This window comes from Luteitalea sp., from assembly GCF_044337415.1.
GTDB lineage: Bacteria > Acidobacteriota > Vicinamibacteria > Vicinamibacterales > Vicinamibacteraceae > Luteitalea.
On the sequence record NZ_JBIINP010000124.1, the window covers coordinates 1 to 12351 of the forward strand.

The following is a 12351-nucleotide window of genomic DNA, read 5'->3' on the forward strand; positions in this document are numbered from 1 at the left end:
CGCCTGTTCCTGGTGCGCAGCGGGCGCTGACGCAGGTGGCCGGGCACGCGCGGCGTACCCGGCCCCCGCACTGTCGCTGGAACGAGCCTCGCCGCGTGCCGACCCCGTGCACGTCCCTGGAAACAGTCGGGCTGGCGTGCTGAGTGCGATTGTCGCCGCGTGCGTGTGTCGGACGGGACAGACGTCCGGCATCAGGCACCGCTACGCTGCGGCATGCAATACCTTGGAAGTTCGACTGTTGCCCTCGCCGACCCGATCCTGCCCCAGCCGATGCCGGCGGGCGTTCCTGCAGCAATGCACGGCCTCGTCTATCGTGGCCCCGGTCGTCGTGCCTGGGAGGAACGGGTCACGCCCGTACTCCGTGAACCGACCGACGCCATCGTCCGGATCACGACCTCGACCATCTGTGGCACCGACCTGCACATCCTGAAGGGCGACGTACCTTCCGTCACCGAGGGGCGGGTCCTCGGGCACGAGGGCGTCGGCGTGATCGCCGCGGTCGGCAGCGGCGTCTCGACCTTCCGTGAGGGCGACCGTGTCCTGATTTCCTGCATCACCTCATGCGGGCGCTGCGACTTCTGTCGCAAGCAGATGTACTCCCACTGTCGAGAGGGCGGGTGGATCCTGGGCAACACGATCGACGGCACCCAGGCCGAGTACGTGCGCATTCCGCACGCGGATACGAGTCTCTACCCGATACCGGCGGACGGCGACGAGGAAGCGCTGGTGATGCTGAGCGACATCCTGCCCACCGGCTTCGAGTGCGGAGTGCTCAGCGGCCGGGTCCAGCCCGGCGACACCGTGGCCATTGTCGGCGCCGGCCCGATCGGGCTCGCGTCGCTGCTGACCGCACAGTTCTATTCGCCCGCCAGCATCGTCATGATCGACCTCGACGACAAGCGGCTGGAGGTGGCCAGGACGTTCGGGGCCACCGCGCTCATCAACAGCCGCGACGGCGGTGCCGTTCAGCGGGTGCTCGATCTGACGGGTGGCCAGGGCGTCGATGTTGCCATCGAAGCCGTGGGCGTGCCGGCCACGTTCGATATCTGTCAGGCGATTCTGGCGCCGGGAGGACGCCTGGCCAATGTCGGCGTGCACGGTGTGGCGGTCTCCCTGCATCTCGAGAAGTTGTGGGATCGCAACGTCAGCCTGACGACGCGGTTGGTGGACACGGCGACGACGCCGATGCTGCTGAAGGTGGTGCAGTCTGGCCGGCTACAGCCGAGTCGACTGGTTACGCACCGCTTCCCGCTGCACGACATCATGCAGGCCTACGACACGTTCGAACATGCCGGCAGGGAAGGCGCGCTCAAGGTCATCCTCACCAGCGGATCGTGATGACTGATCGACACTGGCCATCGCGGGCAGAATCAGCGGCTGCCCTTCCGCTGTAGCTGCAGGTTTCTCAGCATCACCGGCTGGTCGTCGAGATTCTCCAGCACGAACGAGCCCTGCGCTGTGTCCAGGGTGATGGTCGAGTACGCCGAGCCCAGGCCACGGCCCTGGCCGTTCCTGTCGATCTGCAACTGCAGCACCGTGAACGGATAGTCGGCAGAGCGAGGGTGATCGGCGGCTTCGAGGAAGGCCATGCCCTGATCGCTGACGACGATGACGTGGCGGTCGCCATTGTCGCCGCGCACCTCAACCGCATACCGAAGCTCGAACCCCTGGTCGCCTGGCGCGGCGAGGCGGCCTATCGACGGCGCCTGCTGGAGCGCTTCCTGAAGGCCGGCCGGGCCGCGCTCGGCGAAGGTGTCCATGAACCGGTTCTTCTCCACAGTTGTCGAGAAGCGGTTGATGACGATCTCGACCGGGCCGAGTTCCCCGGTCGGACCTGTGGCCGTGGCCGTGAAGCGCACCCCCTGGATGGCCTCGGGCTGAGCCATCGTCAATGCGAGTGCGACCAGGCCGGCGGCGAAGGCGCCGACGGCACGGCGCTGGTGGTTGCGAATCATGAACATGGAAGATCTCCCGTGCTTGCACGAATCAGACGCATTCGCAGGTTGGTCAGTTTGCGACACAAGGCAACGCTGTCGTTCGGGTGAAGGGTAGGGCCGGCTCTCCGAGGCCGGCCCTGGCACCGACGCTGCGGCCGCAGGTGAGGAGGGCGAGGTCGGGCACGCCTGCCAGCCGAAGCTCGGAATGAAGAGCGTGGTCACGCCCATGGTGCACCACCGTGTTGTGCGTCGCCGTGATGCGACCCCGCCGTCACGGTGTCGAAACATGCCCTGAGTAGCCTTCGCCATGTCCTCACGAGGTCTCCCCGCTCAGATGACGTCTGCCGTCCGGTTTCGCGCGCTCATCACTGGCCTGATGATCGCCTGTGTTGCAGGCGGTGTCTGGGCGGCCGCGACGCGCTTCACCGTCAAGCACCCGGTGTCGGGCATCGAGGTCACCGTACCCGGCCGGAGCGGCGATAACGCGATGCTCCCGAGCGGATGGACGACCACGCCAGCGGGTCGGTCGTTGGCCTCGGGTGACATGATCCTGAGTGGGCAGGTGAGTCCGGACGGGTCGCTCTTCGCGTTCACGAACACCGGCTACACGCGCCATGCCCTCCATATCGTCGATCTCGCGACGGAGAAGGAGATCGCGACGATTCCGATCGACCGCGCGTGGAGTGGTCTGGCGTTCTCGCCCGATGGCCGACGCATCTACGTCTCGGCGGGCGCGGCCAACAGCGTGCGCGACATCCACTACTACGAGCGGTGGGACAAGGAGGGCTGGAAGGACGGCCGTGGTGGCTACGCGTTGCGCGGTGCGGTCAAGGCATCCACGGCGGTGTCGTCGATCACGCTGTCGCCTGACGGCACGCTGCTCTATGCGCTGAACAACTCCGACGAGCATCTCTACATTCTCGAAACGCACGGCGGCCGAGCGGTCGCCCGCATCCGGGTCGGCAACCACCCGATAGCCGCCAGGCTGTCGAGCGATGGCCGCACGCTCTACGTGGCGAACCTCGGCAGCGCCAACGTCGCCATCGTCGATGTGAGCGATCCCTCTGCCCCCCGCGTGACGGCCGCGCTGTCCACGGACCCGCATCCCAACGACGTCGTGCTGACCGACGATGGGCGCCTCTTCGTCTCGTGCGGGAATACCAACAACGTCGTGGCGTTCGACGTGCGGACACGTGAGCGGCTGGAAGTGATCAGTACCGCGCTCGGGCCACAGGCGCCGGCCGGCAGCACGCCCAACTCGCTCGCGCTGTCGCCCGACGGCACCCGGCTCTATGTGGCGAACGCGGACAACAACTCCGTCTCCGTGGTGGACGTGCAGGATCGGCGACGCAGCCGTCCGCTCGGCTTCGTCCCGACCGGGTGGTATCCCACGCTGGTCACGACCACCAAGGACGGCAAGCGCCTCATCGTGGCCAGCAGCAAGGGCGTCGGGACGGGGCCGAATCGGGTCAAGCGGCCCATCGATCCCATCGCCCCGGCGGGCGGCTTCCAGCACCACGGCCACAACATGAACGGCCTGCTGTCGTTCGTCGACGTGCCCGACGGCAAGACACTGAGCAGGTATTCGGCGCAGGTGTACGAGAACACGCGCTATCGTGACGCACTGCTCGCCACAACCGGCGTGCCCGAGGGCTCGGTCATTCCGACACGCGTCGGTGACCCGACGCCGATTCGGCACGTGCTGTTCATCATGAAGGAGAACCGCACGTACGATCAGGTGTTCGGCGACCTGCCGCAGGGCAACGGGGACCCGAGTCTGACGCTGTTCGGCCGCGACGTCACGCCCAACCAGCACGCGCTCGCCGAGCAGTTCGTCCTCCTCGACAACCTCTACTGCAGCGGCGAAGTCTCGCAGGACGGCTGGCCATGGACGCTATCGGCCTACGTCACCGAGTTCAATCAGCGCGCGTGGACGCTCGGCTACTCGGGACACGGCAACCTCAACACGAGCGGCACGACCACCCAACAGGTCGCCCCCGAGTCCCGTGATGAGGGCGACCATGTGCGCCAGACGGCCACCGGCATCACCGAGCAGTCCACGCCGTACCTCTGGGAACTGGCGCTCGCACACGCGCTCAAGGTGAAGACCTTCGGTGTCTACAACCGTCGCGGTGTGGACCCGGTGGCCAGCAGGCGCTTCGATCCGGCAGGTGCCAGCGCGCCGCGCGATCGTGATACCGCTCGCGCCGAGCGCTTCGTCGCCGAGTTCCGCGAGATGGAGCAGGCGGGCACCGTGCCCAGCCTGATGGTCATGTCGCTCGGAGAGGACCACACCGCCGGGACGACGCCTGGCGCCTTCACGCCGAAGGCGCAGGTCGCGTCCAACGACGTCGCGGTCGGCACGATCGTCGAGGCCATCACGAAGAGCTCCCTGTGGTCGAAGTTCGCGATCTTCGTCATCGAGGACGACGCGCAGAACGGCCCGGACCACGTGGACTCGCATCGCACGATCGGACTCGTCATCAGCCCGTACGTGAAGCGCAAGGTGGTGGACAGCACCATGTACTCCACGGTCAGCATGCTCCGCACGATGGAGCTGTTGCTCGGACTTCCGCCGATGACGCAGCACGACGCCGCCGCGCAGCCGATGGTCAACAGCTTCATGACCAAGCCGGATCTGTCCGGATTCACCGCGCTCCCCGCGCGTATCGACCTCACCGAGCGGAATGCGTCGCACGCCTACGGGGCTGCGCAGGCGGCGCGGATGGACTTCCGCGACTATGACCGCATCGACGAGGACGCGCTCAATCGCATCCTCTGGCACAGCATCAAGGGCGCCGACGCGGCATACCCGGTGCCGGTGCGGCGTGCACTGCCGACGCCTTACGGGTTCTTGTCATTCCCTGTTGCCGACCGGGACGACGACTGAGGCGTGCCTTCGTGCAGTGATGGCCGCGATCGGCCAATTGCCGACATTGGAGGAGACGTCAGTCCCGAGCGAATACCACATGTGGGCGGCGAGGTCCGGCGGCCGGCCATTTAGGTCAGTTCTCCCCGGTACACTCCCGTTCTCCCCAGTGTTCCTGAATCCTCCCTAGTCGGGGAGGGATAGGGGAGGCCGCGGGAGCCCGTTCCCGCCGCCAGCGACACCGTCCGGGCCGCTGCGGGCCAGTCCTAGGTCACCTGCTCAGGCTCGGCCAATCGGATCGGCACCTCGGTCCCGTCCGGGAAGCGCGCGGCGAGCACGAGCTCGCCGTCCATCGCCTCGATGAACTTCCTGAGCGTGCCGATGTACAACTCGCTGCGGCGTTCCATCTTCGATACTTCCGCCTGAGTCACGCCCAGGAGCTCGGCCATCGCTTCCTGCGTCAGCCCCTTGGCCTTGCGCAGCTGCGACAGGTGGAGCTGGTCGCTGAGGCTCCGCGCCTCCGACTCGATGCGCGCGCGCGTTGCCGGCGTGACGCGTGCCTTGATCTCCGTCCAGGACTGTCGCTTCATAGCAGGCCTTCCTTCGCCAGGGCCGCGAGGTATTCGTCGTACAGGTCGTCGGCCACCGGCACGTGCTGCTCGTACCAGCGGTCCTGCCCGGTCTTGTCGCCGCCGAGCAACAGAATCGCCGCGCGGCGCGGGTCGAAGGCGTAGAGCACCCGGTACGGCCGCCCAGCGTGCTGGATGCGCAACTCGCGCATGTGCCGATGGCGTGAGCCGTGGATGCCCGACGAGTAGGGGAAGGGCAGCGACGGACCGTGTTCGACCAGCAGCTCGACCACACGACCCACATCGACCTGTTCGTCCTCGGACAACCGCACGAACCAGTCCGCGAACGTGTCGGTGCCCTCGACCTCCCAGGCCATGCCGAAGTATGCCTTGAATAGAATAGTGCTTCAAGGGCATACGACTGATACCCCCAAGGTGCGTTGTTGAATCTGGCTTTGGTACCGGCCTCCTAGCTCGAATCCCCGTTACCAGCTGAACCACCTTCAGCACGCATTCGCCGGCAGCACAGGCGCCCTCGTGTCCTGTAACGCGGAGGAAGGGGAGGCGGCGGGCTCCACCGCGAGCGGTACAAACGCGAGTGGGCGGTGTGCCGGCGTCGCGTCGGGAGAGCACAGAGCCGAGTGGGTCCGCGCCGGTGCTCAGGCGAGTTGCGGACTCAGAAGTCAACTGCGTTGGAATGGCGCCAGAACTGGGGAGATTAGTCCGCCTTCGCTCCTTCCACCTTCGCTCCTGCGGAGCTACGGTGGACAGGTCGGAGCTACGGCGGACAACCTTCGCGTGCCGCTCGCATGACGCGGCCTGCCAACCGAAGCCGCGAGCGCAGCGAGCGGTTGGCGAAGGTTGGTGGAGGCGGCGGGAGTCGAACCCGCGTCCGAGGGCGCATCCCCGCAGAAATCTACGTGCGTGTTCGCTCTTGAAATCTCACTGCGCAGGCTCGAAGAGCGACGAGAAAAACCTGACAGCCAGTCCCGGCTTGTCTCGCCCCGACCTGCCGGAACACCGGATCGGGGCCAGCCCTCTAAATGGCGCGTCGTCCCCGGTCGAGGGCGCTCTGAGGCGACGCGTCGCAGTTAATTAAGCTGCGAGTGCAAGCTGCGGTTCCGCAGTTACATTTTTTTTCCAACGGATTAACGAGGGAAGCTGGAGTCCTCGGCACGCATCCCACGGTTCCACACCTCCGTCGAAGCCGTGACGCCCCCTGGAGATGCCGCCGCAGGCCGTGACCCGCGACTGCCCGTCGCCCGACCGACACCGTGGCAGGACGAGCCATGCCGAGAGTGACGGACGATCGACGATACTGACAGCGTACACCCCATACCGGACCGGCGGCAAGCCGAATCTCGAAGAATTTCCGGGCTTTTCCCGCCTTGACGGGGTGGTATGGGCCTCGCATAATCCCCCCACGGCCAGCCAGTTCTCGCAGTGGGACCAGGACGCTCGCCACCCCAGGACGCCCCCATGTCGCTCGAGACCCGTATCACCGAGGCCGCACAGGCGGCGGTCCGCCGCATCGACGAGGACCTGCGAGGTCGGCTCGCCGCCCTCACCGACGAACTCACCGCCACGGCCACCACCGTGGGCGCCGAGGTCGAGGCCGCGCACGCCACCACCACCGCCGAGTTGTCTCAGCGCATCGAGGACCTCAGCGCCGATCTCGCGCGCCGCGATCAGCGCCTGGCTGACCTCGAGGAGCAACTCGCCCGCGACCGTGAGGCGCAGGCGCGTCAGGTCGCGGCCATGCGCGAAGAGGCCGACGCCGCGCTGGCCGAGGCCGAGCGCGCCTTGGCCGAGGCCGTCAGGCAGGCGTCCCTCCAGAACGAACAGGGCCGCGCCTCGGCGCTGCTCGAGTCGTCGCGCCTGGCCCGTCAGGACGTCGCCACCCACGTCCAGGCGCTGGCGCATGCCGTCAGCGGCATGGACGAGGCGACGACGCTGAGCGAGGTCCTGGACGCGCTGGCCGAAGGCCTGGCCTCTCAAGCCCCTCGCTCGGCCGTGCTGGTGTTCCAGGAATCCCGGGCCCGCATCTGGCGCCGGCAGGGCTTCCCGGCCGACGCGCCAGGGATCGGCGCCGACCTGCACCTGCCCGACCACACCGACCTCACCGCCATCCTCGACAGCGCCCGCCCGGCCATCGTCGAGGCGGACGGCGACGAGCCGGTGCTGGGCCTGGCCGCCCTGCCGGACGGTCATCAGGGGCTGGCCGTCCCCGTGGCGATCGGCGGGCAGGCCGCCGCCCTGGTCTATGCCGACGGCGGCGACGATCCGCAGGCACTGCCGCCCGGCTGGTCGGATGCGGTCGAAGTGCTGGCCCGTCACGCCGCCCGCTGCCTCGAAACGCTCACCGCGATGCGCGCCGCCGGGTACGCCCGCGCCCGCAAGCCGGCCGTGGTGGTCCCGATGCCCCCGCACCTGCGCGTGGTGCAGCGGCCCACACTCGAGACGTCCATGGGCGACGCGCTCGAGCAGGCGCAGCGTGTGGCGCGGCTGCTCGTGTCGGAGATTCGTCTGAACAGAGAAGCCGACGTGATGGCCGGACGCGCCGCGGGCGACCTCGGCACCCGGCTGAGCGACGACATCGAACGCGCCCGTCGGCAGTACCGGCAGCGCGTGCCGGAGGCGGTGCCGGGACGCGACGCCCTGTTCGACGAGGAACTCGTGCGCACCCTGGCCAACGGCGACGCGACACTGTTGCGCACCGGGTCCTAGATGAGTGACCGTCGACCCTGAAGGTCGACGGCCACGAACAGAAGAGGCGCCCCGACCGTGAAGGTCGATGGCGACGAATCGACAGCCCAGATGCCGACGCCAGCCCCCACGCCCTCGGTCCGCGCCACACGACGCCACGTGTGGGCGCTCACGGCCGGGCTGGCCGTCCTGGTCTCGGCCGGCACGTTCGGCGGCGGGTGGTGGCCGCGCGTGTCCTTCGCCCCGCGGGCGGCCCAGCAACTGGCCCCCACGGCCCATCCGCCGTTGCCCACCAGCCTCGACGAGGCCTGGCTGGTGCCCGACACGTCGGAGCGGGACGCCATTGCGCGTCGCGCCGGAGTGCGGGCGCTGCGCACGGCGTCCGACGCGATCCGGGCCACCCGCTACGACGAGGCACTCGCGGCGCTTGAGGCGGCCCGCCTCGACGGCACGCCCCTCGAGCCCTACGCCACCTACTACCGCGCCCTCTGCGACCTCCGCCTCCGTCGCCCGGAGCCCGCGCGGACGCGGCTGGCCGCCTTGCGACGGTCGCTGTCGGCAGGTCGCCTGCGCGTGCTGGCGCTCTCGGCCGAGGCCGAGGCCGCGCTGAGCCTTGGCGATGCCGCCGGCGCTGCGGCGCTCTACGAGGAACTGTATCCATCACTCACCAGCCAGCGTGACGTGACGCTCGACCAGTGGGCCACCGCCACGCGCGCCGCCGGACGACCCCAGGACGCCGCACGACTCTGGCTGCGGCTGTACTACGAGTTCCCCACGAGCGAACTCGCGCCATCGGCATTGCGGCAGGCCGAAACCACGCTGGCGACGGCCGCGGTGGGCACGCCGGATGCGTTTCCGCACGACCTCACACGCGCCGAAGCCTTGCTCGCGGCCGGGCGCCCGGCCGATGCGGAGGCCGCGCTGAAGGCGCTGGAGCCGCTCCTGGCCGCCAGCCCGGATGCCGCCGAGGCCCAGGTCCGTCGCGACCGACTGAACCTGCGCCTGGCGCAGGCCTCTTGCGCGCTGAAGCGCTGCGCCGCCCGTCTCGACGTGCTGACCGACCTCGCCGCGCGGGGCGTGGGGCACGGCGAGGCCCGCTACCTCGCGGCCGTCGCGCTCCGGGAGCTGGGGCGTACCGCCGAGTACCGGCAGGCGCTCGAGCGCATGGCCGACACGCCAGCCGGCACGGCCGCCGACGCCTGGATCGAGCGAGCGCTGAGCGAGCACGCCACCGCACTCGTCAGGGCCGATGCAGACGACGAGGCCGCCGCCGTGTACCGGCGGTTGTTCGACCGCAACCCGTCTGGCCGCTATGCCGAGCGCGCCGCGTGGAAGTACGGCTGGTGGTCGTACCGCGCCGGGCGCTACGACGAGGCCGCGCGCGTCTTCGATCAGGCCGCTGCGAGCATCCCGCGCGCCAACACCAGGCCTGCGTGGATCTATTGGTCGGGCCGCGCGCACGAGAAGCGCGGCGACACCGCCGGCGCCACCCAGCGGCTGTCCCTCGCGGTGATCGACTACCTGCACTCCTACTACGGCCGTCTCGCGGCGGAGTCCCTCGGCCGCCTCGGCGCCCCCGTACCCGGCCCCGCGACGATGGCGTCAGCGGCCGGGGTAGAGGTGGTGACCGATGGGGAGGACTCGGATGCCGTCGGCGAAGGGCCGTCGGAGGCCGTGCACCCACAGGCGCCCGACGCCCGGATGGCGGCGGCGAGTCCGCCACCGACCGCCGACCTGATCACCTGGCTCGTGTCGGCCGGGATGTACGACGAAGCCATCGCCGAGATCGCGCACGCCCAGCGCGCGCACGGCCGGTCGCCGAAGCTCGACGCGACCCTGGCCTGGGTCTACCGGCAGCAGGGCGAGATCCGGCCGGCCATCAACACCATGCGCCAGGCGTATCCACAGTACCTGTCGGTGCGGGGCGACGCGCTGCCGCGCGCCATCCAGGAAGTGATCTTCCCGCTCGACTACGTGCCGTACATCAAGCGGTACTCGGCGCTTCACGACCTCGACCCGTTCCTCGTCGCGGCGCTGATCGCGCAGGAGTCGTCGTACGTGGCCGATGTCCGTTCGCCGGCCAACGCGTGGGGGCTCATGCAGATCCTGCCGTCCACAGGCCGGCAGCTCGCCCGGGCCGAGGGCGTGCCGCGCTTCACCACCCGGACGCTCACCGATCCCGAGACCAACGTCCGCCTCGGCACGCGGTATCTCGCGACCCTGATTCGCAATCACAACGGCGTCCCGTATGCCCTGGCGGCCTACAACGCCGGCGCCGCCCGCGTGATCCGCTGGAAGGCCGAGCGCGGTCCGCTCGAGCAGGCCGAGTTCATCGACGACATCCCGTTCCCCGAGACCCAGATGTACGTGAAGAAGATCCTCGGGACGACCGTCGACTACCGCCGCCTCTACGCCGACGTCCTCGGGGAGTAGAATCTCCGGCGTGGCACAGACCTACTCGACCAACGCGCCGGCGTGGACGCTGCCGGCCCGGCATCCCCGCGCGCTGACCCTCCAGTTCGGCCTCGTCCTGGCCGCAGCGTGGGCCCTCCCTGCGGCGATTCACGCGCTTGGCCTTCCGGTGCGGCAGTTGCTGCCGATGCACTGGCCGGCGATCCTCGCGGGCCTGGTCTACGGCTGGCGCTCCGGCGCGGTCGTCGGGGCCGCATCGCCGATCCTGAGTTACCTGATGACGGGGATGCCACGGCCTGCCGTGCTGCCGTCGATGACCTTCGAACTCGCGGCGTACGGCGCCATCGCCGGCTTCATGGTGCAGGTGCTGCAGCGCGGCCGGTTCGAGGCGGTGCTGGCCTCGGTGATCGGCGGTCGGCTGGTGTTCCTCGCCGTGATGGTCGTGACCGGCGCCATCACGACGGCGTTCCCCGTCTACCTGCAGGCCGCGATGCTGCCGGGACTGCCCGCCGCGATTGCGCAGGTCGTGCTGCTCCCGCTCCTCGCCAACGTGTGGGTGAAGTGGGAACGTGGCAATTCGAAATTGGACATTTGAAATTCTTGGCGGCTTGGCCTTTCGGCCTTCGCCTGCTCGCAACATCCCGAGGCGACAGGCCGATAGGCCGTCGCCCGAGAATTTCGAATCTCAAATGTCGAATTACAGGAACGCCGCGAACAGTCGTTCCTCCGCCGCCGCGAGCGTCTCCTCCTTCTTGCAGAAGCAGAAGCGCAGGCACTCGCGGCCGCCCGTCCCCGGGCGATAGAAGCTGCTGCCCGGCACCGCCGCCACCCCCACCTCCGCCGCCAGCCACCGCGCGACGCTCACGTCATCGTCAGCCGTCGGCCCACGCCCCTTCGCGCGAGCGCGGGCGAGCGGTTCGCGCAGGTCGGTCATCACGTAGTACGCGCCGCCGGGCACCCGCGGGGCGAAGCCACAGCGGTCCAGCATCGAGATGCAGCGCCGCCGCCGCGTGTCGTAGTGCGAGGCGAGCGACGCGAAGTACGCGTCGGGCATCCGCAGCGCGAATGCCGCCGCCTCCTGCAGGGGCGCCGGCGCGCCGACGGTGAGGAAGTCGTGCACCTTGCGAATCGCGCCAGCGAGGTGCGGCGGAGCGATCGCCCAGCCGACGCGCCAGCCCGTCACGCTGAACGACTTCGAGAGGCTGCTGATCGTGACGGTGCGCTCCGCCATGCCGGGCAGGGTGCACAGCGGGATGTGGCGCGCCGCGCCGTACACGATGAACTCGTAGATCTCGTCGGTGATGGCGAGCAGGTCGTGCTGCTGGCAGAGGTCGGCGACCAACTGCAGTTCCTCGCGCGTGAACACCTTGCCCGTCGGGTTGTGCGGCGAGTTGAGGATGATGGCGCGCGTCTGCGGGGTGACGGCGGCACGCAGTTCGTCCGGATCGATGGTCCAGCCTGGCTCGTGCAGACGCACGTAGCGCGGCGTCGCGCCCGAGAGAATCGCGTCTGGCCCGTAGTTCTCGTAGTAGGGCTCGAAGACGATGACCTCGTCGCCGGGGTTCACCGTCGCCATGAGCGTGGCGATCATCGCCTCGGTGGATCCGCAGCACACGGTCACCTGCCGATCCGGCTCGATCGACACGCCGTACTGCCGCTGCATGTGCTCGCCGATGGCCGCGCGCAACGGCGCCGAGCCCCACGTCACCGCGTACTGGTTGACGTCGGCCTCGATCGCACGCACGGCTGCGGCCTTGACCTCCTCCGGCGCGGGGAAGTCGGGGAAGCCCTGCGACAGGTTGACGGCGCCATGCGCCAGCGCGACGCGCGTCATCTCGCGGATGACCGACTCGGTGAA

The 12351-nt window shown here is 69.0% G+C and carries 9 protein-coding genes and 1 other RNA gene; 5 read left to right on the forward strand and 5 right to left on the reverse strand.

Going from position 1 to position 12351, the window contains the following annotated elements:
• Positions 1–294 precede the first annotated feature (294 nt).
• A complete protein-coding gene (locus ACIRDX_RS15715; protein ID WP_396626383.1) occupies positions 295–1338 on the forward strand; it encodes a zinc-dependent alcohol dehydrogenase family protein in 1044 nt (347 codons plus the stop codon).
• A 32-nt stretch (positions 1339–1370) separates the two neighbouring features.
• On the opposite strand, the gene ACIRDX_RS15720 is transcribed toward ACIRDX_RS15715, so the two are convergent.
• Positions 1371–2159, reverse strand: a complete 789-nt coding sequence (locus ACIRDX_RS15720) for a hypothetical protein (RefSeq protein WP_396626384.1) — start codon at positions 2157–2159, stop codon at positions 1371–1373.
• 112 nt (positions 2160–2271) lie between these two features.
• Between ACIRDX_RS15720 and ACIRDX_RS15725 the strand changes: the two genes are divergently transcribed.
• Positions 2272–4827, forward strand: coding sequence for a beta-propeller fold lactonase family protein (locus ACIRDX_RS15725; protein ID WP_396626385.1), 2556 nt, complete (start codon positions 2272–2274; stop codon positions 4825–4827).
• A gap of 245 nt (positions 4828–5072) precedes the next feature.
• Here the strand turns inward: ACIRDX_RS15725 and ACIRDX_RS15730 are convergent, their stop codons facing one another.
• From ACIRDX_RS15730 to ssrA, 3 genes are all read right to left on the reverse strand, one after another.
• On the reverse strand, positions 5073–5396 hold the full coding sequence (locus ACIRDX_RS15730) for a helix-turn-helix domain-containing protein (RefSeq protein ID WP_396626386.1): 324 nt from the start codon (positions 5394–5396) through the stop codon (positions 5073–5075).
• Positions 5393–5752: a type II toxin-antitoxin system RelE/ParE family toxin gene (locus ACIRDX_RS15735; RefSeq protein ID WP_239492710.1), complete on the reverse strand. Its 360-nt coding sequence runs from the start codon at positions 5750–5752 to the stop codon at positions 5393–5395. The genes ACIRDX_RS15730 and ACIRDX_RS15735 overlap by 4 nt, the downstream gene beginning before the upstream one ends.
• 485 nt (positions 5753–6237) lie before the next feature.
• Positions 6238–6595, reverse strand: a transfer-messenger RNA (tmRNA) gene (ssrA, locus tag ACIRDX_RS15740).
• Positions 6596–6854: 259 nt separating this feature from the next.
• Between ssrA and ACIRDX_RS15745 the strand changes: the two genes are divergently transcribed.
• From ACIRDX_RS15745 to ACIRDX_RS15755, 3 genes are all read left to right on the forward strand, one after another.
• Positions 6855–8102: a hypothetical protein gene (locus ACIRDX_RS15745; RefSeq protein WP_396626387.1), complete on the forward strand. Its 1248-nt coding sequence runs from the start codon at positions 6855–6857 to the stop codon at positions 8100–8102.
• 90 nt (positions 8103–8192) lie between these two features.
• Positions 8193–10514 (forward strand): transglycosylase SLT domain-containing protein, encoded by a 2322-nt coding sequence (locus tag ACIRDX_RS15750; protein ID WP_396626388.1) that lies wholly within the window; start codon positions 8193–8195, stop codon positions 10512–10514.
• A gap of 10 nt (positions 10515–10524) precedes the next feature.
• Positions 10525–11088, forward strand: coding sequence for an ECF transporter S component (locus ACIRDX_RS15755; protein ID WP_396626389.1), 564 nt, complete (start codon positions 10525–10527; stop codon positions 11086–11088).
• Between the two features lie 102 nt (positions 11089–11190).
• Here ACIRDX_RS15755 and ACIRDX_RS15760 read toward each other — a convergent pair.
• Positions 11191–12351 (reverse strand): pyridoxal phosphate-dependent aminotransferase (locus ACIRDX_RS15760; protein ID WP_396626390.1); only part of this gene is annotated, 1161 nt, incomplete at its 5' end.